Annotated in this window: 22 protein-coding genes; 4 read left to right on the forward strand and 18 right to left on the reverse strand. The window is 65.5% G+C overall.

The window, feature by feature from the left end; all coding sequences use genetic code 11:
- Positions 1–83: 83 nt before the first annotated feature.
- The 15 genes from HALRU_RS03820 to HALRU_RS03890 all read right to left on the reverse strand — a co-directional run bounded on the left by HALRU_RS03820 (position 84) and on the right by HALRU_RS03890 (position 15199).
- Positions 84–893 (reverse strand): CBS pair associated ParBc domain-containing protein, encoded by an 810-nt coding sequence (locus tag HALRU_RS03820; RefSeq protein ID WP_015300090.1) that lies wholly within the window; start codon positions 891–893, stop codon positions 84–86.
- 141 nt (positions 894–1034) lie between these two features.
- Complete coding sequence (locus HALRU_RS03825; RefSeq protein WP_015300091.1) at positions 1035–2567, reverse strand: DHH family phosphoesterase; 1533 nt, start codon at positions 2565–2567, stop codon at positions 1035–1037.
- A 57-nt stretch (positions 2568–2624) separates the two neighbouring features.
- Positions 2625–4178 (reverse strand): NADH-quinone oxidoreductase subunit N, encoded by a 1554-nt coding sequence (locus tag HALRU_RS03830; protein ID WP_148680613.1) that lies wholly within the window; start codon positions 4176–4178, stop codon positions 2625–2627.
- Positions 4178–5731, reverse strand: a complete 1554-nt coding sequence (locus tag HALRU_RS03835; protein ID WP_148680424.1) for a complex I subunit 4 family protein — start codon at positions 5729–5731, stop codon at positions 4178–4180. Before HALRU_RS03835 ends, HALRU_RS03830 begins: the two co-directional genes overlap by 1 nt.
- A complete protein-coding gene (nuoL, locus tag HALRU_RS03840; protein WP_015300094.1) occupies positions 5728–7740 on the reverse strand; it encodes an NADH-quinone oxidoreductase subunit L in 2013 nt (670 codons plus the stop codon). Before nuoL ends, HALRU_RS03835 begins: the two co-directional genes overlap by 4 nt.
- Position 7741: 1 nt before the next feature.
- The gene (gene nuoK / locus HALRU_RS03845) at positions 7742–8044 is read right to left on the reverse strand and encodes an NADH-quinone oxidoreductase subunit NuoK (RefSeq protein WP_015300095.1); all 303 of its coding nucleotides are present in this window, start codon (positions 8042–8044) and stop codon (positions 7742–7744) included.
- Positions 8041–8535 carry a hypothetical protein gene (locus HALRU_RS03850; protein ID WP_015300096.1) on the reverse strand — a complete coding sequence of 165 codons (495 nt, stop codon included), beginning with the start codon at positions 8533–8535 and terminating at the stop codon, positions 8041–8043. The genes nuoK and HALRU_RS03850 overlap by 4 nt, the downstream gene beginning before the upstream one ends.
- On the reverse strand, positions 8532–8816 hold the full coding sequence (locus HALRU_RS03855; RefSeq protein ID WP_007698542.1) for an NADH-quinone oxidoreductase subunit J: 285 nt from the start codon (positions 8814–8816) through the stop codon (positions 8532–8534). The genes HALRU_RS03850 and HALRU_RS03855 overlap by 4 nt, the downstream gene beginning before the upstream one ends.
- A complete protein-coding gene (locus HALRU_RS03860) occupies positions 8816–9277 on the reverse strand; it encodes a NuoI/complex I 23 kDa subunit family protein (RefSeq protein WP_007698540.1) in 462 nt (153 codons plus the stop codon). Before HALRU_RS03860 ends, HALRU_RS03855 begins: the two co-directional genes overlap by 1 nt.
- Positions 9274–10353, reverse strand: coding sequence for a complex I subunit 1/NuoH family protein (locus tag HALRU_RS03865; protein WP_015300097.1), 1080 nt, complete (start codon positions 10351–10353; stop codon positions 9274–9276). The genes HALRU_RS03860 and HALRU_RS03865 overlap by 4 nt, the downstream gene beginning before the upstream one ends.
- Complete coding sequence (locus HALRU_RS03870; RefSeq protein WP_394294994.1) at positions 10353–12011, reverse strand: NADH-quinone oxidoreductase subunit D; 1659 nt, start codon at positions 12009–12011, stop codon at positions 10353–10355. Before HALRU_RS03870 ends, HALRU_RS03865 begins: the two co-directional genes overlap by 1 nt.
- Before the next feature lie 2 nt (positions 12012–12013).
- Positions 12014–12715, reverse strand: a complete 702-nt coding sequence (locus HALRU_RS03875) for an NADH-quinone oxidoreductase subunit B (RefSeq protein WP_015300099.1) — start codon at positions 12713–12715, stop codon at positions 12014–12016.
- A complete protein-coding gene (locus HALRU_RS03880; protein WP_015300100.1) occupies positions 12712–13125 on the reverse strand; it encodes an NADH-quinone oxidoreductase subunit A in 414 nt (137 codons plus the stop codon). Before HALRU_RS03880 ends, HALRU_RS03875 begins: the two co-directional genes overlap by 4 nt.
- Positions 13126–13260: 135 nt before the next feature.
- A complete protein-coding gene (locus HALRU_RS03885) occupies positions 13261–13905 on the reverse strand; it encodes an AIR carboxylase family protein (protein ID WP_015300101.1) in 645 nt (214 codons plus the stop codon).
- 85 nt (positions 13906–13990) lie between these two features.
- Positions 13991–15199, reverse strand: coding sequence for a 5-(carboxyamino)imidazole ribonucleotide synthase (locus HALRU_RS03890; RefSeq protein ID WP_015300102.1), 1209 nt, complete (start codon positions 15197–15199; stop codon positions 13991–13993).
- A 403-nt stretch (positions 15200–15602) separates the two neighbouring features.
- Here HALRU_RS03890 and HALRU_RS03895 point away from each other — a divergent pair, with 403 nt between their 5' ends.
- The 4 genes from HALRU_RS03895 (at position 15603) to HALRU_RS15570 (ending at position 20313) form a co-directional block, all read left to right on the forward strand.
- Positions 15603–18353: an ice-binding family protein gene (locus tag HALRU_RS03895; protein ID WP_015300103.1), complete on the forward strand. Its 2751-nt coding sequence runs from the start codon at positions 15603–15605 to the stop codon at positions 18351–18353.
- A gap of 98 nt (positions 18354–18451) precedes the next feature.
- Complete coding sequence (ribH, locus tag HALRU_RS03900; protein ID WP_015300104.1) at positions 18452–18862, forward strand: 6,7-dimethyl-8-ribityllumazine synthase; 411 nt, start codon at positions 18452–18454, stop codon at positions 18860–18862.
- 30 nt (positions 18863–18892) lie between these two features.
- Positions 18893–20041, forward strand: a complete 1149-nt coding sequence (locus HALRU_RS03905; RefSeq protein WP_015300105.1) for a pyridoxal phosphate-dependent aminotransferase — start codon at positions 18893–18895, stop codon at positions 20039–20041.
- A gap of 125 nt (positions 20042–20166) precedes the next feature.
- Positions 20167–20313: a hypothetical protein gene (locus HALRU_RS15570; RefSeq protein ID WP_015300106.1), complete on the forward strand. Its 147-nt coding sequence runs from the start codon at positions 20167–20169 to the stop codon at positions 20311–20313.
- 34 nt (positions 20314–20347) lie between these two features.
- Here HALRU_RS15570 and HALRU_RS03910 read toward each other — a convergent pair whose 3' ends face one another.
- From HALRU_RS03910 to HALRU_RS03920, 3 genes are all read right to left on the reverse strand, one after another.
- The gene (locus HALRU_RS03910) at positions 20348–20905 is read right to left on the reverse strand and encodes an adenylyltransferase/cytidyltransferase family protein (RefSeq protein ID WP_015300107.1); all 558 of its coding nucleotides are present in this window, start codon (positions 20903–20905) and stop codon (positions 20348–20350) included.
- Positions 20896–21396 (reverse strand): Mov34/MPN/PAD-1 family protein, encoded by a 501-nt coding sequence (locus HALRU_RS03915; protein ID WP_015300108.1) that lies wholly within the window; start codon positions 21394–21396, stop codon positions 20896–20898. The genes HALRU_RS03910 and HALRU_RS03915 overlap by 10 nt, the downstream gene beginning before the upstream one ends.
- 74 nt (positions 21397–21470) lie before the next feature.
- Positions 21471–23030 (reverse strand): PAS domain-containing sensor histidine kinase, encoded by a 1560-nt coding sequence (locus HALRU_RS03920; protein WP_015300109.1) that lies wholly within the window; start codon positions 23028–23030, stop codon positions 21471–21473.
- Positions 23031–23222 lie beyond the last annotated feature (192 nt).

The following is a 23222-nucleotide window of genomic DNA, read 5'->3' on the forward strand; positions in this document are numbered from 1 at the left end:
GCGCCAACGAGTGGTTGGTGTATAAACATTTCCGTCGAACGGGTGCCCGACGATCGGTCGCTCCACAGGCGACGCTCGCTGCCTCACTCGCTTTCGGACTGTAATCGCTTCGTCGTCTCGACGAGCGGATGGCGGGCGTAGTCGACGACCTCGATGTCGTCGATCGAGGACAGGTTCTCCTTCTGGGCGGTCCGGGCCATGCCCAGATCGAGCGGCTCGCCCGTCTCGATGATGTAGGCGTCCATTTCGTCGATATCGAGGCGATCCGCGGCGAGGACGCGGTGGTGGCCGTCTGCGAGCAGCGTCGCGCCGGCGTTGTCGATGACCACGAGGGGTTCGGCGAGGCCGTGTTCGAGCTCGTAGCGCCGGCCCTCTAACTCGTCGGCGTAGACCCGTCCCTGGGTGGGGACGAGGTCGTCGAGCGGGACCGTCCGTCGCGTGCGCTCGAAGTTGACGCCGTGGATATTCTGCAGCGTCCGGATGAGTTTCCCGACCTTCTCGGGCGTGGCGCGCTCGATCTGGCTGCGGATCACGTCCGCGTTCGAGATGATGCCGACGAGGTTGCCCGCGTCGTCGACCACCGGGAGCTTCTGGATTCCCGAGCGCAGAATCACGCGGGCGGCGTCGGTCACCTTCATCTCGGGGTGGGCGACGATGAGGTTCGTCGACATCACCTTCCAGATCGGCTCGCCGTCGTCGGCGAGCAACAGATCGCGTGCGCTGACGAACCCTTCGACGCGCCGGCGATCGCAGACGGGATAGCCGCTGTGATTGTCGCTCTCGGCGATGCGAACCGCGACCTCCTCGACCGTCGCCTCCGGGGCGACCGTCGCGACGTCCTGGGTCATATACTCGCCAACCTGGGGCTTGCTCCCGCGCCACGCCTCCTCCATACGTCGCCGAACACGTCGCGTGCGCAAAAACCTGCTCCTCTCTCGATCACACGCACCGTCGCTCCGGATCTTGTTCGACACCTCTCGGGCCGGTCGTCTCCCACCGGGATGGCCCCGCCTTTCAACCCGGCGACGCACTCGCTAGGTCGAGCGTTCGCCCTCGTCCCGGGAGACGACGCCGGTACGTGTCGGGTCGAACAGCAACTCACTCTCGCGCGTGTAGCCGCCTTTCGGGACGTCGGGGATCGAGTCGATCGCCTCGATAAAGCGGTGTTCGACGACGTCCTCGACCGCCGAGACGATGACGGCGGCGTGGTCCGGTTCGTCACCGTCGGTCCCGTCGGTGTCTCTACTCCCGAGGACGCCGATTTCGAGCTGGGCGCCGGCCATGTCGCTGTGGCCGCCCGCACTGCCGATCGGTTCGAAGGCGTCACGAATCACTTCGCCGACGTCCTGCTCGTCGTCGCGAGATCGGGCCGAGAGGTAGACCATGTCGTCGATGAACCCGTAGACCAGCGTCGTGTCGACACCGTCCATCGAGAGCAATCGGTCGGCGGCCTGGGGAAGGGCGTCACGGCTCGCGATCTGCCCACAGCTCGAGACCACGACGTCGTCGTATCGCTTCCGATTTTTGATCGCGCGGGCGATCGTGTCGACCGTCTCTCCGTCGACCGTCGGCCGTTCGATACGGTCGAGTGCCGTCTGGTCGACGTGGGGGCTGAGCGCTGCGGCCGCACGGAAGTCGAGCGCCGTCGTCTCGCGCGTGAAGTCGTTCGTGTCGATGCGAATCCCGAAGAGGAGCGCCGTCGCCGTCTGCCGATCGAAGTCGACACCGAAGCGGTCGACGTACTCCGTCATGACCGTACTCGTCGCGCCGGCCAGGTGCCGGATGTCGACGAACGAGCCCGCTACCGGGCCGCGAGGTGGGTGGTGGTCGATGACGATATCGACGTCGGCGTCCGTCGCCAGTCCGTCGTTGATCCCGGGCCGGGAGTGATCGACGAGGGCGACGCCGTCGTAGGCATCGATCGCGCTGGCCGCCTCGAGGTGGCGGACCTCGAGGTCGAGGACGTTGAGCATCGCCCGATTCTCCTGATGTGAAATCTCCCCGTAGTAGCAGGCGTCGGCGTCGATGCCGACCGATTCGGCCAGCACGACGAGTGCGATTGCGCTGGCGATGGCGTCCGGGTCCGGATTGTCGTGTGTGACGACGGCGAGTCGACCGTCGATCGCCGAGAGCGCCGACCGGAGCCGTCTCGCCCGTTCGGCCGCCGGACTCGCTCCCTCTTCGAGGACGCGATCGGCGAGCGCCCGTGCGCCCTCGACCACGTCGTCGGCGACCGCCTGGAGCTGCTCGACGACCGTCTGTGTGGGATCGGCGCCGGCGTAGACGACGAGTCGGGCCTCGGGAAACCGGTCACGGGCCAGGGTCGCCGCCGCCAGATTCTCGTCGCCCCGATCGCCGGCGACGAGGATCGTCCCTGGCGAGTCGAGGTCGGCGAGCGTCGCGGGTTCCGTCGGATCCCCTCGCCTGGCCGGGACACCACGGTCGCGCAGTCGATCCACGACGGTTCGATCGTCGTCGATACCGAGGACTGACGTCGGCTCCGCCCCCAGTGACTCGGCGAGTCGCTCACCGACGTCGCCACACCCGAGGATCAGCCGACGGACCATGGGCGGAGTTCGGCCGACGCGTGTAAAAGCTACCCGGGTTCAGTGCTCGAGCGCCGATCAGGAGGTGAGCACTGCCGTCGCCGCGTCGAGTGCCGAGTCGGCGATCGGCCCGAAGCCGGGGAGGACGACGACGGTCATCACGGCGGCCGCGATGAGTGCCGCGTAGAGGCCCACCGGCTGGGCGAGCGACCCGTGGTCGGTCACCGGCTCTTCGAACCAGACTGCCTTCACCAGTCGCGAGTAGTAGTACAGCGAGAGCGCGCTGTTTACCACGAGCGCACCGGCGACGAACAGCATGCCGGCCTGGAGCGACCCCCAGAAGAGGAGGTACTTGCTCAGGAATCCGCCCAGTGGCGGAATCCCCGCCAGGCTGAACATGAACACCGTCAGCGCGACGCAGGCGATCGGGGCGCGTCGACCGAGTCCGTTGTAGTCGGCGAACGTACGGCCGACACCCCAGTACTCGGCGAGTGCGACGAAGAGGAACGCGCCGGTGTTCATGAACGCGTAGACGAACAGGTGCATGAGCGCGGCGCCGAGGACGAGTTCGTTCGCCCCGGCTCCGACACCGGCGAGGCCGATCAGCGCGTAGCCGGCGTGACCGACCGAGGAGTACGCGAGCATGCGCTTGACGTTCTCCTGGACGGCCGCGGCGAAGTTGCCGATCGTCATCGTCGCGACCGCGAGGACGGCGAAGGCGACCGACCAGTCGAACCCGACCAGTCCCGCGGTCGCCTCGACGGGGAACGCGGTCGTGAACACGCGAATCGCGATCACGAAGCCGGCAGCCTTCGAGGCCGACGAGAGGAACGCCGCGATCGGCGCGGGCGCGCCCTCGTAGGCTTCCGGTGCCCAGAAGTGAAGTGGGACGCTCGCGGTCTTGAACGCGATTCCGACGAGGAGCAACACGATCCCGACGCCGAGCAATCCGTCGTGGCCCGCGACGTCGTGGGCGTTGCCGGTGAGGACGTGCTGGCCCGTCTCACCCGTGATCGCCTCGGCGACGAGGTCGAGCTGGAGGACGCCCGTCGCCCCGTAGACCAGGCTGATCCCGTAGACGAAGATGGCCGACGAGAGCGCGCCGAGCAGGAAGTACTTCAGTCCCGCCTCGACGCTCCCGCGATTGTCCTTCAGGATGGCCACGAGCGCGTACGACGGCAGACTCGCCAGTTCGAGCGCGAGGAAGACGGTGACGAGGCTGTTGGCCGCGGCCATCGTCGCCATGCCGGTCGCCGCGAGCAGGACGAGCGAGTAGTACTCGCCCTGGTGGGCGTGTCCGTCCATGTAGTCGTAGCTCGCGATCGCGACCAGCGCCGTGACGATCGCCGTCACGAGCATGAAGAACAGCGCGAGCTGGTCGACGACGAGCTGGCCGTCGAAGAGGGAGATGACGCCGGCCCCGTCGGGCTCGGGGACGCCGACGCCGGCGATCATGTACCAGACGCCGACGCCGAGTGCGAGGAGCGAGCCCGTGGCGGTCGTCCCCGCGAGCAGCCCTCGGTCCGGTTCGTGCGGTCTGACACTGTCGAACACGAAGACGATGAGCGCCGTCAGTCCCAGGACGAGCGCCGGACCGAGCGCCGCGGCGTCGGGGAGCTGGACGGGTTCGATCACGCCGCCTCACCTCCGTAGGCCGCGACGATCGGCTCGGTCGCGTCGGTGATCATCCCGAAGATGGTGTCGGGGGCGACCCCGAGGACGACGATCAGCGCGAGCAGGACGAGCATCGGCGCGACGTCGTGAAGCGGCGCGCGATCTAACTCGTAGTCCGTCTCCAGGGCGAACGGCCCGAAGAACGTCCGCTGCATCGCGTACAGCAGGTAGCCGGCGACGATGACGATGCCGAACATCGCCACACCGGTAAAGAGCGGCGCATTGGAGAGCAGTTCCGAGCCGAAGGCGCCGTAGAAGATGGCGAACTCGGCGTAGAAGCCGGACATGAGCGGCAGGCCCATGTAGCCGAACGCGCCGGCAACGAAGATCCAGCTCGCGACCGGCATCTTCGCCGTGATCCCGGACATGTCCGTCACCATCCGGGTGTGGGTCGCGTTGTAGACGACGCCGACGGCCATGAACATGAGCCCGGAGATCAGCCCGTGGCTCACCATCTGGAAGGTCGCGCCGCCGATGCCGAACTGCGTGTACGCGACGAGTCCCAGGATGACGTAGCCCATTGACGAGACGGACGAATACGCAACGATTCGTTTGAGGTCCGTCTGGGCGAGTGCGAGCATCGCGCCGTAGATCACGCTGATCACGGCGATCGCGGCGATCGGGATCGCGAACGTCTCGACCTGTTCTGGGAACATGGTGAAGTTGAATCGCAACAGGGCGTAGGTCCCCATCTTCAGCAGGACGCCGGCCAGCAGCACCGACGCGGGCGTCGGCGCCTCGACGTGGGCGTCTGGGAGCCAGGTGTGGAACGGGACGATGGGCACCTTCACCGCGAAGCCGAGGAAGAGCGCGACGAAGATCGCGGCCGACAGCTCGGCGGCGCCCAGCCCGAACAGCGAAGTTCCCTCCGGAATGCCGCCCGCGTGCATCGCTTGCGCGATCTCCGGCAACGCGAAACTCGAGACGCCACCGTCACCCCCGAGGGCGAAGACGAGCGTCACGAACGCCCCGAACAGCACGAGCGAGGCGACGTTCGTGTAGACGAAGAACTTGATCGCGGCGTACTTGCGTCGCGGCCCGCCCCAGACCCCGATCAGGAAGTACATCGGGATGAGGACGGCCTCCCAGAAGACGAACCACAGGAGGAAGTCGAGCGCGACGAAGACGCCGAGCAGGTTGGCCTCGATGAACAGCACGAGGCCGTAGAACTGCGACTGGCGCTCGTCGATGGGCGTCCACGACGAGAGGATCGCGAGCGAGGTCAGGATCGTCGTCAGGACGACCAGCGGCAGGCTGATACCATCCAGTCCGACGAACCAGCTCACGGCGTACTCGCCGACCTGGAACCACTCGGCCTGTGACTCGAACGCCAGCTGCCCGCCGGAGAGCAACGCGTTGCCGCTCCCGTCGAACGCCGTCAGCATCCACAGCGAGATGCCGGCGGGCAGCAGGCTGATGGCGAACGCGAGTTTGCCGGCGATTCGATTCGGTGCGAGGAACGTGACGGCCGCGCCAACGAACACGACCGCGAGTAACAGCTCGATCATCACAGGAACCACCCTCCGTTGATACCCAGAACGACCAGTAACGCGAGCACACCGAGTATCACGAGCGCCGCGTAGTCGGTCACCTGCCCCGTCTGGAGCCGTCTGAGTCGCTCGCCGCCGAAGCGGCTGACGCTACCGACACCGTCGACGACGCCGTCGATAGCCGTCTGGTCGAACCGGTCGCTCGCCCGGGCCAGCGGCAGCGTGAGGCCACGTGCCAGCCAGACCTGGTACTCGTCCTGGTAGTAGTTGGCGACGGCGAGGTCGCGAAGCGCGCCGAGGCGCTCGGTGTGACGCGTCGGCTCCGGGCCGCCGTACAGTGTCCAGGCGAGCCCGGCGCCAGCCAGCGCCAGGCCGAGCGAGAGGACTGCAGAGAGGACCACCGTCCCCTCGGGACCGCCGATGTACTCGTGACCGTAGTGGACCGTCTCGCTGTAGGCGTGGTAGGTCAGCCCGTCGACCGAGCCGACACCCTGCCCGTCGAGCCATCGTTCGAGGAACGCAACCTCGAGGCCGGCGAGTTCTTCGAGCGGCTTCAGGTTCATCGCCCCACCGACGAGTGCCAGGACGCCGAGTACGGCCAGCGGAATCTTCGCCGGCAGGCCGATCGCGTGGGGTGATTCGGCCGCCTCCGACCGGGGCTCGCCGTGGAACGTCAGCCGGACCATCCGGATCGTGTAGAATCCGGTGAAGAACACGGCCAGTAGCGCCATCGCGTACGCGGCGAGGATGAGCGGTTCGTCCAGGCCGACGATGAGCGCGTCGTAGAGCACCTCGTCTTTCGACCAGAAGCCGGAAAACGGGATGATGCCCGCGAGCGCGAGCGAGCCCGCGAGGAACGTGTAGTAGGTAACGGGCATCCGGTCTTTGAGCCCGCCCATCTTCCACATGTCCTGCTCGTGGTGCATGGCGATGATGACTGCGCCGGCCCCGAGGAACAGCAGCGCCTTGAAGACGGCGTGGTTGAGCAGGTGGAAGACGCCGGCGACGTAGCCGCCGACGCCCATCGCGAGCATCATGTAGCCGTACTGGCTGATGGTGGAGTACGCGAGCACCTGTTTCACGTCGTCTTTGACACAGCCCATCGTCGCCGCGAACAGTGCCGTGAAGCCGCCGACGAACGCGATGACAGCGAGCGCCGTGGGCGACAGCGCGTAGTAGCCGAACATCCGGGCGACGAGGTAGACGCCGGCGGCGACCATCGTCGCCGCGTGGATGAGCGCCGACACCGGCGTCGGACCCTCCATCGCGTCGGGCAACCACGTGTGCAGCGGGAACTGGGCGGACTTGCCGATTACGCCGCCCAGGACGAGGAGTCCGGTGATCGTCACCCAGGTGTCGGCGTCGAAGCCGAAGAAGGTCTCCGAGTCGATCGCCGACTCGGCCGCGGTGACGAACGACGCGTCACCGGCGAAGCTGAGTGTGCCGTAGGACGCGGCGATGGCGACGACACCCACGAGGAAGAAGAAGTCCCCGAAGCGCGTGACGAGGAACGCCTTCTTCGCCGCGGAGGGCGCCGATTTCGTCCGGTACCAGAAGCCGATGAGGAGGAACGAACACAGTCCCACCAGCTCGAAGAAGACGAACGACATCAGCAGGTTGTCCGCGACCACGAACGCGAGCATGCTGAACGTAAAGAGGCCGAGTCCGGCGTAGTACCGCGGCAGGCCGGTCTCGCCCTCGCCGTTCATGTAGCTCAGGCTGAAGATGTGGACGAGGAAGGCGATCAGCGAGACCACGACCAGCATGGCCGCCGACAGCGGGTCGATCAGCAGGCCGAAGTGGAACGTGATCTCGGGTGTCTCGAACCACGTGTACACCAGTTCGTTCGTCGTCTCGCCGCCGGCGACGGCCGCGGCCATCACCAGCGAGAGCGCGAGCGATCCGCCAGTCGCGACGATACCCGGGATCGCACCGCCGAGGGGCAGGTAGCGGCCCACGAGCAGCGTGATCGCGAACGCCACCAGCGGGAACAGCACGATTGCGGGCGCGAATGTAAACAATCCTTCCATGTTACCACCTCATCGTCGTCGGTACCGAGACGTCGATCGTCCCGAAGTTTCGATACAGTACCAGGATGATCCCGAGGCCGATCGCGACCTCCGCGGCCGCGAGTCCGAGGACGAACAGCCCGAACACCTGTCCGGACAGCGTGCCGTGGTACAGCGCGAACGCGATCAGGTTGATCACGGCTGCGTTGACCATCAGCTCGATGGCCATCAGGAACATGAGTGCGTTGCGCCGGGTCAGGATGCCGAACAGTCCGATGCAGAACAGCCCGGCCGAGAGGAGGACGTAGCCCTCGATGGCCATCATGCCTCGTCACCTCCCTCGTCTGCGTCGTCCTCGTCGCCTTCCATCTCGGCGACGAGCTCCTCGGCCTCGGATGCCGGTTTGCCGTCGGTCTCCGTCGTTCCGTCAACCGCACCACCGTCGGTCGCGGCCGTCCCGTCTGCCTCGGTGTCGCCGGTCGAACCGGTCGACGGGCCGTCGAACGCGCTCGGGCGAACCGACTCGTCGGGGCCTTCGCGCGTCGCGAGCACGAGCGAGGCGTCGAGCGCCGCGTCGAGGACGATCGCGATCAGGATGAACGAGACCAGGAACGACTCCGTGTTCGTCTCCTGCAGTTCGGTGAAGTCGAACAGTGCGTAGCCGATCTCGGCGGTGACCGAGAGGTCCTCGGGGAAGCCGACGTAGCCGGTAAAGTCGGTGCCGACGACGACGGCGGCGAACACGCCGAACAGGGCGAACGCGAGGAGCCCGGGCACGAGCCGTGAACTCAGCGAGACGAGTCGTGGTCGGCTCATCGGCCGGTCACCTCCCCGTCTCCCGTCGCCGTCTCCGGCGGTGTTTCACCGGCCTGGGTCAGCATGACGGCGAAGGAGATCAGCACGAGGACGCCACCGACGTAGACGAGCACCTGGATCACCGCGAGGAACTCGGCGGTGAGCATCACGTAGTGGACGGCCACCGAGAGCAGCGAGACGCCGAGCATGAGCGCTGAGTGCCAGGGGTCCCGGAACAGGACGACGCCGGCCGCACTGGTCAGCGTGACGGCGGCGAACAGGGCGAAGGCGGCGGTCTCCATCATTGGTAGTCCACCTCCCCGTCGCCCTCACCGACCCAGCCGCCACGGTCGGGTTCGCGCACCTCCAGCGGGTCGATGTCCTTGTACCAGGGGACGGCCTTGAGCTGTTCTTTGTTGTAGACGAGTTCGGACTTCGTATCTCCGGTGAACTCGAAGTTCTGGGTCAGCAGGATGGCGTCGGTCGGACAGACCTCCTCGCACAGCCGGCAGTAGACACACTGGCCGATGTGGAGGTTGTACTGCTCGCCGTTTCGCTTGTCGTCCATCACGATCTGGATGGTGTCGTTCGGACAGACCTTCTCGCACTGACGACACCAGATACAGCGTTCCTGGCTGAACTTGTGGACGCCGCGAAAGCGCGGCGAGACCTTCGGCACCTCGTCGGGGTAGGCCACGGTGTACACTTCGCCGTCCAGTGCGTGCTTCATCGTCGTCGCCAGTGATTTGAGTAGTCCGATCATGCGAAGAACACCCCCACGATTCCTGCCGTCAGCAGCAGGTTCGCGAACGAAAGCACCAGCAGTCCCTTCCAGCCGATCTCGATCAGCTGGTCGATCCGGACGCGGGGCATCGCCGTCCGGAACCACTGGGTCAGCAGGAAGAACGCCACGACCTTCGCCAGGAACCAGACGATTCCCAGCGCGGCCGGACCGGGCCCTGCCGGGCCGCCGAGGAAGAGCGTCGCCATAATCGCGCCGGCGAGGAAGATGTGCAGGAACTCAGAGAGGTAGACGAGCACGAAGTAGATGCTCGAGTACTCGGTCTGGTAACCGGCGACGATCTCGGTCGGGGCCTCCGGGACGTCGAACGGGTTCCGGCCGACCTCGGCCATCCCCGCCGCGAGGAACAGGACGAACGCGAACGGGTTGACGAACGCGAACCAGGCCGGGATCGAGACCGGCCCGAGCTGGACGAGCGTCTCGGCCTGTACCGCGACGATCTCGCTCATCTGCAACGACCCGGTGTAGAGGATCACCGACGCGCCGGTGACGATCAGCGGAATCTCGTAGGCGATGTTCTGTGCGGTCGCACGCAGGCCGCCCATCAGCGCGTACTTGTTGTCGGAGGCGTAGCCCGCGATCATCATGCCGAGCGTCGACAGCGAGGCGATCGCGAACGCAAAGAGCAGGCCGACTTCGGGGTCGGCGAGGTGAATTCCGCTGCCCATCGGGATCACGGCGAACCCGAAGAGCGCGGAGAACACCATGATGATCGGTGCAATGTCCCAGGCGGGCCGGTCGACTCCCTTCGGCACGATCAGCTCTTTCGACATGAGTTGGACCGCAGCCGCCGGGATGATGAACAGGCCCCAGGGCCCGTGTTCGGTGATCGCGTAGCGATCCGAGAAGTCCGCGAAGATCTTTCGCTTGCCCCACGGGCCGGCGAACGCCGCCATCACGAGCAACACGTTCGCGATGAGGAACGCGGCGACGAACGCGGTGATCGCCTGGCCGATCAAGCCGAAATCGCCGAGTCCGACCAGGTCGCTGATCGCGTCGGGGAGCGGCATGGCCGTCGCCACTGTCTGGGGCGACATTACCGGTCCACCTCCCCGAGGATGACGTCGATACTGCCGAGCGTGGCGATCAGGTCGGCGACGTACTCGCCGTTGGCCGCCTCGCCCAGCACCTGCAGGTTACTGAAACACGGGCTTCGGATCTTGAAGCGCGCCGGTTTGTCGGAACCGTCGGAGCGAATGTAGATGCCGAGTTCGCCCTTGGCTCCCTCGACGGCCCGGTAGACCTCCGCGTCGGCGTCAGGCTTCAAGGTTCGGGGAACGTTCGACTGGATCTCCCGGTCGTCTTCGTCCCAGTCTTCCAGGATGTCGACGCACTGGTCGACGATCTTCGCCGACTCCTCGAGTTCTTGCATGCGAACGAGCATGCGCGCGTAGTTGTCGCCTTCGTCCTGGACGGCGACGTCCCAGTCGAGTTCCTCGTAGTAGCCGTAGGGGTCGTCGCGGCGCAGGTCGTAGTCGATGCCGGAGCCACGGGCGACGGGGCCGGTGACGCCGTAACTCTTCGCGGTTTCCGCGTCGAGATGGCCGGTGCCGATACACCGACGCTGGAAGATCTCGTTGTTCGTCAGCAGGTCGTGGTACTCGTCGACCGAGCCCTCGAAGCTGTCGAGGAACGTCCGGATGGACTCGAAGAAGTCCTCGCGCGGTTCCGGCAGGTCCCAGACGACCCCGCCGAGACGGAAGTAGTTGAACATCATCCGCTGGCCGGTGAGGTCCTCGAGAATGTTGAGGACGTCCTCTCGATCCTGCCAGGCGTACTGGAAGGTGACGGTGAAGTCGCCGACGACGTCCAGTGCGAACGCGCCGATCGAGATGAGGTGGGCGGCGATCCGGCAGAGTTCCGCCCCCATCGTTCGGATGACCTGTGCGTACTCCGGTACCTCGATGTCGGCCATGTCCTCGATCGCCCGGGCGTAGGACCACTCGTTGATGAGGCCGGCGGAGACGTAGTCCCAGCGGTCGGGGTAGGGCATGATCTGGTGGCGATAGGTCCCCTGCTGGCACATCTGCTCCTCGCAGCGGTGGAGGTAGCCGATGTCGGGGTCGACGTCGACGACCGTCTCGCCGTCCAGCACCGTCTTCAGGTGGAGCACACCGTGGGTCGCCGGGTGGTGGGGACCGATGTTGAGAAACATCGTCTCTCCCTCCTCGTCGTGGTGGTGCTCGGCGATCGGGTTGGCGTGTTCAGAGAGGCTGACGAGCTGGGGTTTGTCCTGATCGTAGTCGAGCCCCAGCGGGTGGCCCTGCCAGGTCTCCGGCAGGAGGATCCGTCGGAGGTCGGGGTGATCTTCGTACTCGATCCCGACGAGGTCGTAGGCCTCGCGCTCGTGCCAGTCGGCGGTGCGGTAGACGGCGTCCGCACTCTGGCTGACCGGCTCCTCTTTGGTCGTCGGCACGACGACGCTGACCTCCTGTGTCCGGTCGTCGTACTTCGACAGGTGGTAGATACTCTCGTAGCGGTCGGCGTACTCCTGAGCGGTGACGGCCGAGAGGTGGTCGAAGCCGCCCTCGTCGCGTAGTGCTCGCAGCGCCGACTGCACCTCGTCCGGTCGGATCACGACACCCTGGGCGTTGACGTGTTCTTCCCAGCCGATGGCGTGATCGCCGAGGATCGATTCGAGCGACTCCCGGTCGTCCGTTCGTGCGAGCGGATCCTCGTGCCGGGACGCTTCCAGACTCACGGTGAGTCACCCCAGTTGTACCGCATGACGAGGGTCTCCTCGTCGATATCGTTCGCGAGCTCGCGGACGACCTCGTCGCGATCGAGGTCGCCGAACTCCTCTAGCTCGTAGGGTTTGACGGTGACCGGGGCGGATTCACCGTGCTGGACGCGATCCTGGAGTTTCCGGATGCCGTAGATCAGCGCCTCGGGTCGTGGCGGGCAGCCGGGGACGTGGATGTCCACCGGAATGATCTCCTCGGCGCCCTTCACGACGTTGTAGCCTTCCTGGAAGGGACCGCCGGAGATCGTACACGAGCCCATCCCGACGACGAACTTGGGTTCGGGCATCTGGTCGTAGAGGCGTTTCATCCGCGGGCCGAACTTCGAGACGATCGTTCCCGGGACGATCAGCAGGTCCGCCTGTCGGGGCGAAGCACGGGGAACGCCCGTTCCGAAGCGGTCCAGGTCGTGTCCCGGCATGTACGTCCCCATCATCTCGATCGAACAGCAGGCGATACCGAACTGGAGGACGAACATGGAGGAACTGCGCGCCCAGTTCAGGAACGCGTCGAACTTGGTCAGGATGAAGGGGGTCGACCCGAACAGCTCCCGAAGGCGGGAGTTGAACCGGTCGTCGGTGTCTCCCATTCGGGCCTGCTGTGTCTTCGACGCGACGTCTCGCGGCCCTGTCGTGTCGTAGGTGTCGTGTGAACTCATTGGTTCTGTGTCGATCGCCAGTCGGTTGACTCACTACGCGCCCAGCTGACGGCGCCGTTACGCCAGGCCCAGATCAGCCCGACGACTAAAATGGCGAGGAATGCGAGCATCGGGGCCAGTACGGCGACCACCGTCGGCTCGCCTTCGAGGGCGTCACGGTAGGTGACGACCCAGGGGAAGATGAACGCGGTTTCAACGTCGAAAATAACGAACAAAAGAGCAACCATGTAGTACTGGACGTTGAAGCGAAATCGCGTTCCGCCGGTCGGGATCTCCCCGCTCTCGTAGGTCTGGCGTTTGCCGTCTTCGGGGACGCTCGGCCGGAGCAGGCTCGACAACGTGATCATGCCGATCGGCAAGCCGACCCCGATGAGGGCCATCGCACTAATCGCTATCCACGCGGTACTCATCTCGCGTTTGGCTTGGGTACAACCCTATATAAGGATTCTCAAACCCTGAGACGGTCGTGTGTGACTGATTCGGTCCCGTTCGGCACGCTCCGTCGATCCTATCGGCGGGACGGGTTCACGTCGCGGTTGTGGGACCTACTCCTCGCGATCGGCGGCGAACGCCTCGGTGCCGTGGTCGTGGAGGTCGCGGGAGACGGTTCCCACTCCCGAGCGGAGCTCGTCGTGGTACGCCACGAGCCGGTCGCGGATCTCGTCGTGCTGGCGGGCGAGAATCTGTGCCGCGGAGAGCGCCGCGTTGAACGACTTGCCGGCGTCGACGGCGACCAGCGGCGCGCCCGTCGGCATCCCGATGACCGAATCGACTGACTTCTCCTGAACGGGGACGCCGATCACCGGCAGCGGGTAGGCGATCGAGGCGGTCATGTTGGGCAGATCGGCCGACTTGCCACCTGCGCCCGCGATGATTACTTCGAGGCCCCTGTCTTCGGCCGTTTCGGCGTAGGCCGTCATCAGGTCGGGCGTGCGATGGGCCGAGGTGACGTACGTCTCGAAGGTGAAGCGCTCCCCCGGTGGCGCTTCGAAATCCGTCTGTTCGGCGAAGCCGAGTTCGTCGACGAACGCGTCGTAGGCGCCGCGGCGACGGCCACCCTTCAGCATCGTCTCGAGGTCTGAGTCGCTCCCCATGACGATCCCCACGTCTGGTGTTTCGGCGGCCGGACGATCCTGCGTGGCTTCGTCGTGGAGCCGGTCGATCAACTCGGAGACGGCACTCTCGCTCATACGAACGGTTCGACAGGGAAAGGCAATGAAAGGTACGGGTTCCGCGTTGGGACGGATTTACGGCGAACGCGAGAGCAGAGAACGATTACTCGAACGTCACGGTATCCCGAAGCTCGGTTGCTCGCGAGAGCAGCGTCTCGACGTCGTCGCCATCGGTCCCGGTCACCGTCACGTGCCCCATTTTTCGGAGTGGCCGCGTCTCGGCCTTCCCGTACCAGTGGAGGTGGGCGCCGTCGGTTTCGTGAATGCGGTCGACGTTAGCGAGTGCGGCGGGTTTCGCCTCCTCGACGTCGCCGAGCAGGTTGGCCATCACGGTGGGGGATCGCAGCGTCGTGGAGCCCAACGCCCACCCCAGCACGGCGCGAACGTGCTGTTCGAACTGTGAGGTCTCGGCACCCTCGATGGTCCAGTGGCCGGAGTTGTGCGGGCGTGGAGCGATCTCGTTCAGGAGTATCTCCCCATCTTGCGTTTCAAAGAATTCGATCCCGTAGACACCGCGGCCGTCCATCACGTCGAGGACGTCCAGCGCGACCTCTCGGGCCCGCTCCCGTGCCGCGTCGCTCGATCGCGTCGGGACGATCGTCTCGCGGAGGATCTCCTCGCGGTGGACGTTCTCGCCAACGGGGAAGGTCGCCACCTCGGTTGCGCCAGATCCGCTCGCACCGTCGTCGGTCTCGCCAGCCGATTCGTCGGTCGCACCCTTCACGGCGATGACGCTCACTTCGCGCGTGTAGTCGACGAAGGACTCGACCATGGCGGGACCGGCGACGGCGTCCAGGGCGTCCTCGGCGTCGGCTTTCGACTCGACGGGGACGTTGCCGCGACCGTCGTAGCCGCCGGTGCGGGCCTTCAGCATGACCGGGGCACCGTAGTCGTCGATCGCCTCGCGAATGTCCGCGGCGTCCTCGACCGCACGGAACGGCGGGACGGGGATCCCCGCGTCCTCGAGTTCGCGTTTCTGGACGAGTTTGTCGTGGATCGTTCGCAGCGTGGACGGCTTCGGGTGGATCGGCACGCCCGTCTCGGCGCTCACCCGTTCCAGCGCGTCCTGATCGGCCAGTTCGATCTCGAACGTGAGGACGTCCGAGCGTTCGGCGAGTCGGCGGATGGCCGCTTCGTCGTCGAAATCGGCGATCAGCTGGTCCCGGGCGACGGGGGCGGCCGGGCAGTCGGGCGTCGGATCGAGCACGACCAACTCGACGCCGAGCGGCGCCGCCGCCTCGCCGAGCATCCGTCCGAGTTGTCCCCCACCGACGACCCCGAGCGTGGGTCCTGGCGTCCGTAGCGTCGTCATTGGATGGCCGTTTCGGCGGTTGGCGCTTAAGAATTCTCACTCGGTTCGGACCGGGGCGTTCCCGTGGCGACCGTCCGACGCCTCTCACCGCCTGCCACGCGTCGGACGGTGTGTACGGAACGATGGACGAATGGTAGATGTATTCAAACGGCCTCCTGAATCGTCCGTCTGGCATTCCCGTTACATCTGTTTCGACGCTCTCACGTCTCGATGTGTCTGTGGATTATCGGGAGCGAAATATCCACGTAATGCTGTATCCGCTCTGACTACATGCTGGTTCGGCCGTTTCGTGTGGCGGACTATTGTTGACAGTTGAATTCGAAGAATGACTAGGCAAATTATGACGTCGCTCGAGTGGGTCCAACTCAGCATTAACAATATGATACACTAATGGCCACCAGATATGGGTTTTACCCCCTCCAGAAGACGTGTGGTCATATCGAGTGGGCTGCTCACAGCTGGTCTCGCCGGTAGTCTGGGTGCCGCTCAGGAAGGGAGCGATCTAGGCGACACGCCCCCGACCCAGGTTCAAATCCAACAAGACGGTCCGGCACCGGTCGATCTCGGGACGGCCTGTGACTTTTCGATCCTGGCCAAATCCGGGATATCGAGCGTTCCTAATTCCGACGTGGCGGGGGATATCGGCGTGAGTCCGATTGCGTCGACCGCCATAACTGGGTTTTCGTTGACGCTGGACGGGTCCGGCGTTTACTCGACGTCGACGCAGGTGGACGGACGGGTGTACGCGGCCGATTATTCGGAGCCGACCCCATCCAGGTTAACGACTGCGGTGAGCGATATGGAAACCGCATTTACTGATGCATACGGCCGCGTCCCACCGGACTTTACAAATTTAGGCGGCGGCAATCTTGACGGAGAAACACTGACTCCAGGCGTGTACAATTGGGATACCGGCCTCTCGATTGACGGAGATATCACCCTCGACGGTGGTCCGGACGACACCTGGATCTTCCAGGTCGCGGGCGGTCTCAGCGTGGCGAGCGGGGTGACCGTCAATCTGGAAGGGGGCGCGCAGCCCGAAAACATCGTCTGGGTGGTCGCCGGCGGTCCCGGCGTCGAGATCGGCACGGACGCGGACTTCGCGGGGATCGTGCTGGCCCAGACGGCGATCGACGTGCTCACCGATGCGACGGTGGACGGCTGCTTGTACGCCCAGACCGATGTCAACCTTCAGATGGCGACGGTTACCGGGTGCGATTGCGATCTCGTCGACCTGCAGGTGGACTCGGCGTGCGTCGACGAGGACGGGGAGATCACGGTAACGAACCCCAACGACGTCTCGGTGATGGTGACCGTCACCGGTCCCGATGCGTACGAGGAGACGATGGAGGTTCCCGCCGGCGGGTCGGCGACGTGGGGGGATCTCGCGGACGGAACGTACACGCTCGAGACCGACAACGTCGCGATCGGGCTCGATATCACGACGCTCGCCATCAGTTGTGACTCGGACGTCCCCGACGTCGTCACGACGCCGGCGACGGACGTTAACGGCTCGACGGCGACGCTCAACGGTGAGTTGACCGACCTCGGCGACTACGACGACGTCGACGTCTTCTTCGAGTGGCGCGAACTCGGCGCTGACGACTGGATCTCTACCACGCCTCAGACGCTCGACGGGCCCGGCGACTTCGACGCCGAAATCGCGGGCCTCGAACCCGGTAGTACGTACGAGTTCCGGACGGTCGGGCTGGCCAACGGCGAACGGGTCGAAGGGGCCACGCTTCGCATTATCAAGACGGTGCCGGGCGTCCCGGAGGTCATTACGTCACCGGCAACCGAGGTGAACGGCTCGACCGCCACGCTCAACGGCGAACTGCTCGATCTCGGTGACTACGACGACGTCGATGTCTTCTTCGAGTGGCGCGAACTCGGCGCGGACGAGTGGACCGCGACCGAGACGCAGATGCTCGACTCACCTGGCGAGTTCGACGCCGAGATTGCGGGTCTCGAACCCGGAAGCACCTACGAATTCCGGGCGGTCGCAGTGACCGACGACACACGCGACGAGGGGGCCGTTCTCTCGTTCACCAAAGCCGAACCCGGCGCACCCATCGTCGAAACCCAGCTGGCGACCGAGGTCAACGGCTCGACGGCCACGATCAACGGTGAGTTACTCGATCTCGGCGACTACGATGCGGTCGACGTCTTCTTCGAGTGGCGTGAACTCGGAACGGACGACTGGATCGCCACAGAGATGCAGACGCTCGACGCGCCTGGCGACTTCAGTGCCGAAATCGCGGGCCTCGAGCCCGGCAGCACCTACGAATTCCGGGCGGTCGTCGTGGCCAACGGCGAGCGCGATGAAGGAACGATCGTCGAATTCACCAAAGCTGAGGCCGGCGTCCCCAGCGTCGAGACACAGCCAGCGACGGAGATCAACGGCTCGACGGCCGTGCTCAACGGCAACTTGCTCGATCTCGGGGACTACGAAGCGGTGGACGTCTTCTTCGAGTGGCGCGAACTCGGTGCGGACGAGTGGATGGCTACCGAGTCCCAGACACCCGACGCGCCCGGCGACTTCAGCGCCGAAATCGCCGGCCTCGAACTCGGAGCCACGTACGAGTTCCGGGCGGTCATGGTCGCGAACGGCGACCGGTTCCTCGGAGCGACCCTCTCGTTCACCAAACTGGCGCCGGAAGATCTAGCGGTCGAGACGAAGCCAGCGACTGAGGTCAACGGCTCGACGGCCACGCTCAACGGCAAACTGCTCGAACTCGAGGGTGCGGAGGAAGTGACCGTCTACTTCCTGTATCGCGTCGAGGGAACTGAGGTGTGGACGTTTACCGGCGAGCAGGTCCTCACCGAACCCGGGCCGTTCAGCGCGACGGCGACGAACCTCGAGACGGGAACGACCTACGAGTTCCGAGCGGTCGCTCAGGTGGGCGATACGGTCGTCTACGGCGATGTCCTGATGTTCACGAAGCAACCCGACGATGGGGGGAAGGGAGAGGATGGGAAGCACAAGAAGCAGAAAAAGCGCGAATACAAGCGCGCAAAACGCGAGTACGAGAAGTACAAGAAGCAATACGAGAAGGGCAAGGTGAGCAAAAAGCAACTGAAAAAGAAGCGACACGCCTACGAGCGTGCGAAGCGCGAATACGAGAAGTCACGGACGTGTAAGAACCCAGCCTGATTCGGTCGACACCGAACCGGGGCTGCCGACGGCGATCGTGAGCGACGAGATCGAACGAGAACGGTACCTCTTTTACCAGTCCACGTGACTCCTCGCGTATGCCCACGCTCGGACTTGTGGTCGCGCAGTTCAACCGGCCGATCACCGAGGAGATGGAGGCGGCGGCCCGCGAGGCCGCCGACGACGCCGGTGCCACGGTCGGTTCGGCCGTCTCGGTGCCTGGCGTCTACGACGCGCCGCTCGCGGCAGACCGACTTGCGCGTCGCGACGAGATCGACGCTGTCGCCGTCATCGGGGCGGTCATCACCGGCGATACGGACCACGATCAGGTGATCACGGACGCCACTGCCCAGCACCTGTCCGACGTGAGTCTCGAACGGGACACGCCGGTCACGTTCGGCGTCACCGGACCGGGGATGTCCGCCGCCGAAGCCAGAGAACGCGTCGAGAACGCACGGAGCGCAGTCGACGGCGCACTCGACCTGCTCGCCGAACTACCCGATCCTTGACTACCGAACGCCACCCACCACACCAGCTCCATGCCCATGCACTACGCAGATCGCGTCACGAGAGTCGAACCGTCCGCAACGCTCGCCATCTCGGCGCTCGCCTCAGAACTCGAGGCCGAGGGCGCCGACGTCGTCGACCTGAGCGTCGGCGAACCCGACTTCCCCACGCCCGAGAACGTCGTCGACGCCGGGCAGACGGCCATGGACGCCGGCCACACCGGCTACACCACCTCGAACGGGATTCCCGAGCTCCGTGAAGCGATCGCTGAAAAACTGCAGGCCGACGGATTGAATCACGGGCCCGAGAACGTGATCGTCACCCCCGGTGCCAAGCAGTCGCTGTACGAGATCACCCAGACGCTCGTCGACGACGGCGACGAGGTCGTCCTGCTCGACCCCGCCTGGGTCTCCTACGAGGCGATGGTGAAACTCGCCGGCGGCTCACTCGTCCGCGTCGATCTCTCGCCGTACGACTTCCGCCTCGAACCGGCCCTTCCCGACCTCGAGAACGTGATCAGCGACTCGACGGAGCTGCTGATCGTCAACTCCCCGTCGAACCCGACGGGCGCCGTCTACACCGACGATGCGCTGGCGGGCGTTCGCGACCTCGCCGTCGAGCACGACGTCACCGTCGTCGCCGACGAGATCTACGGCGAGATCACCTACGACACCGACCCGACCAGCCTCGGCTCGCTCGACGGGATGGCCGAGCGCACCGTGACGGTCAACGGTTTCTCGAAGGCCTACTCGATGACCGGCTGGCGGCTGGGTTACTTCGCCGGGCCGGAGGAACTCGTCGACCAGGCGGGCAAACTCCACAGCCACTCGGTCTCCTGTGCCACCAACTTCGTCCAGCACGCCGGCGTCGAGGCGCTCGAGCAAACCGAGGCGGCCGTCGACGAGATGGTCGACGCCTTCGAGCAGCGTCGCGACCTCCTGCTCGACCTGTTCGCCGACGCGGGTGTCGACGTGCCGACGCCGGACGGTGCGTTCTACATGATGCTACCTGTGGAGTCACCGGATACCGAGTGGTGTGAAGGCGCACTCGAAGACGCCCACGTCGCGACCGTCCCCGGCAGCGCCTTCGGCGCACCCGGCTACGCTCGTCTCTCCTACGCCGCCAGCGAGGAGCGCCTCCGCGAGGGCGTCGAGCGACTCGTCGACGCCGGCTCCCTCTGAAGCCCTGACCGTTTTCACACGTAAAATCGAGTCGAGTCCCGTTCTCCGCCGTCTTCCGTCGACGCCGACTCAGTACCTGCGAACTCCCCCTGCCTTCTACCTTGCTCGACGGTGAAGGACGGACAATGAGCTATCGAACGACTATCGGCTGGTCCCTCGTCTCCTCGGGACTCGTCACCCTCGCACTGATCGGCCTGCCAGGCGACTCGCTGTGGTGGGGGATCGGGTTGCTCGTCGTCGGCGTGATCGTGCTGGTCGTACGAAGAACGTGACAGTCTCGGCTCCCTGGCGGTGTTCGCCGACGGTTCACCCGCGTCGCTCGAGAATCCGTTCGACGATCTGCCGGCTGGAGTAGAGTTCGTCGTCCGCCGGTTCGACCCCGCTGGCCCGGCGGACCTCACACTCGATGTTCCGTCCGGCGAGTTCCTCGGCGAGGGCGTCCTCGTCGTGGTGCTGGTCGTGGCCGAGGGCGATCACGTCCGGATCGAGTTCCTCGATGGGCACGAAGATGTCCGACTCGTGGCCGAGGATGGCCCGATCGACCGGTGCCAGTGCGTCGACGACGTCCCGTCGCTGTGTCGCCGGGCAGATCGGTTGGGCCTTGTGATCGACGTTCGAGCGCCGCGCGACGATGACGACCAGTTCGTCGCCCATCGAGGCTGCGTCGCGCAGGTAGTGGGCGTGCCCGGGGTGGAGAATGTCGAAGGTTCCCTGGGCGACGACGAGCGTTCCGTCGGGGTCGCCGTCGCCGCCCCGATCCGCTGTCTGGTCGTCGTCCCGATCCGCTGCCCGGGAGGTGTCCCGGCTGCCTGCCGACGTTCCGTCGATACTGCCGTCCGTCTCGTCGCCGTCGCTCAGTTCCATTTGAGTTCCTCGTCGATGTCTTCCTGGGTGAAGTGAAAGAAGTCGTCCTCGTCGGGGACTTCGACGTCGATGACGTGCAACGTCGTCGGCTTCCCGTCCGAGTCGAACGCCTGCCAGTCGTGGCGCCCGTACGGCGCACCGATGATGACGTGGACCGATCCGCGCGTAAACGTGCCCAGATCGGCCTGGCTCGGTCGCAAGACGCCGTTCGGGTGCGAGTGGACGCTCCCGAGCGCTTTCGTGTCGTTCGGGATCGAGTTCGTCTTGACGGTCGCGCTCACGCTGTTCTGGCTGGTCCCGGGGATCACGAGCACGTCGGTGATGACGAGCCCGTCCCGGTCGAGCCCCAGTCGGCTCGCCTCGGTCCCTCTGAGAAAGCCCATGTACTCGTTCGGGTGCGTCGCTTCGGAGGACTCGAGGACGAACTCGAGGGTCTCCTCGGCGATCCCGAGAATCTCGCTCGAGCGGAAGAGCCCGGAGAGCAGCCCCATGCCCGTCCCTCCGTGCTTGCCGTTGCTAAACGTTCCGGATGCGGACGCCACTGGTGGCCCGGCCGGGAGGCGGTTCACTCCAGCCGGGGGAGCGTCAGCGTGACGACGTTGCCGCCGTCTGCCGTCTCGTCGAAGGCCAGCGAGCCGCCGGAGCGCCGGACGATCAGTTCGACGAGCCAGAGGCCGAGCCCGGTTCCGTGAAACAGCGGTTCGGGCGTCCGCTCGCCGGTGAGGACGTCGCGTTCCATGTCCGGGATCACGGGCCCTTCGTCGGCGATCGCGACGTCGACCGTCTCGTCGGTCACCGTGGTCCGGATGGCGATCCAGGGCGCTTCGTCACCAGTGTGAATTGCGGCGTTCTCGAGCACCTCGACGAACGCGCGTTCGAGTTCGGGAATCGCCGCGACCGTCGCCGACTCGATCGTGACTGCCGTGGGCGTGACGTCGTGTCTCGATTCGACGATCGCGATGGCTCGTTCGATCGCACTGTCGATCGCAACGTACTCCCGGTCGTGCGGCGTCGTTAGCACGTCCACGATCGGTTGTGTCTTGTCGACGGTCGTCAGCAGGCCGTCGATCCGATCGAGCATCGCCATCGTCTCCTCTTCGAACCCCACGCTCTCCTCGGCGATCATACTGGTATAGCCGCGGACGACAGTCATGTCGTTACGGAGGTTGTGGCGGAGCAGATGGCTGATGACCTGTAACTGGTCGGCTCGCTCGCGCCTGTCGGTGACGTCGATGATGAATCCCTGAAGTCGCGGTGTGGCGTCGGGGGCGGGCTCGATCTGGCGGCCGCGCTCCCAGACCCACTTCGTCGTCCCGTCTGCGGTCGTGATCCGATAGGTGAACTCGAAGGTACCCGTCGATTCGAGTTCCTCGAAGATCACGTCGGCGACGCGTTCGCGGTCGTCAGGATAGATGACGTCACTCCCCCAGCTGACGGCACCCGAAACGAGTTCGGCTGTGGTGTAGCCGGTGAGCCGTTCGGCTTCGCCGGTGACGTACTCCATCGGCCACTCGGTCGTCGCCCGACATCTGTAGACGATACCAGGAAATCGCGCGGCGATCGATTCGAGCCGATCGCGCTCGTCGACCGTCGTCGCGACCTGCTGACGATGCTCGAGGTGTGACGCGATCCGACTGGCGAGTTCGCCGATGGGTGTGACCTCGTCGGCGGCCGTGTCCTCGCCGTCGTGCAAGAACCGATCGGCCGACTCGCCCGCCGGGACGCGCTGGACGTCGGTCACCCCGTTCTCGATGGCGGTGGCCGCAACGCCACTCGATATCGCTCGACCGTACAGGACGACCGGGACGGCCGGTCGATCCTCGCTCGCAGCTTCGAGGACGGTCGACGAAACGAGGTCGTCAGTCGACGTCGACGCACTCGCGTCTGTCTGCTCGGATCCGTCGAAAACGAGGACGATGCACCCGACGGATTCGGATCGGAGTCGTTCGCACACGGTTTCCGGGCTAGCCTCGAAGTCGACGGACAGGTCCGGTCGCTGCTCCTCGAGCGCTGCCGCGAGGTCGTCTCCCGCTCCCGGCTCGCGGTCGTGTACGATGACCCTGGTGACCGGGTCGTCGTCCGATATCGGGTCCGACTCGGTGGCTGGCCCCGTGAGACGACTCATGGCCCGGATTCGATGCAGTGGTCCAAAAGTGTAGTGGCGACCCTATCGGCCGTGAGCCTGAATAGCCGGGCTGTCAGCCCGATTGGCCCGATCTCTTGGTCCGGCCGGGCCGGTCTCTCGCCGTGGTAGTGATTCGTGAGGCTGGGTGGAGATGGGGTGCCCAGGTCGAGGCCGGCGAGCTGTGGCGCTCCG

It is taken from the genome of Halovivax ruber XH-70 (genome assembly GCF_000328525.1).
GTDB classification, from domain to species: domain Archaea; phylum Halobacteriota; class Halobacteria; order Halobacteriales; family Natrialbaceae; genus Halovivax; species Halovivax ruber.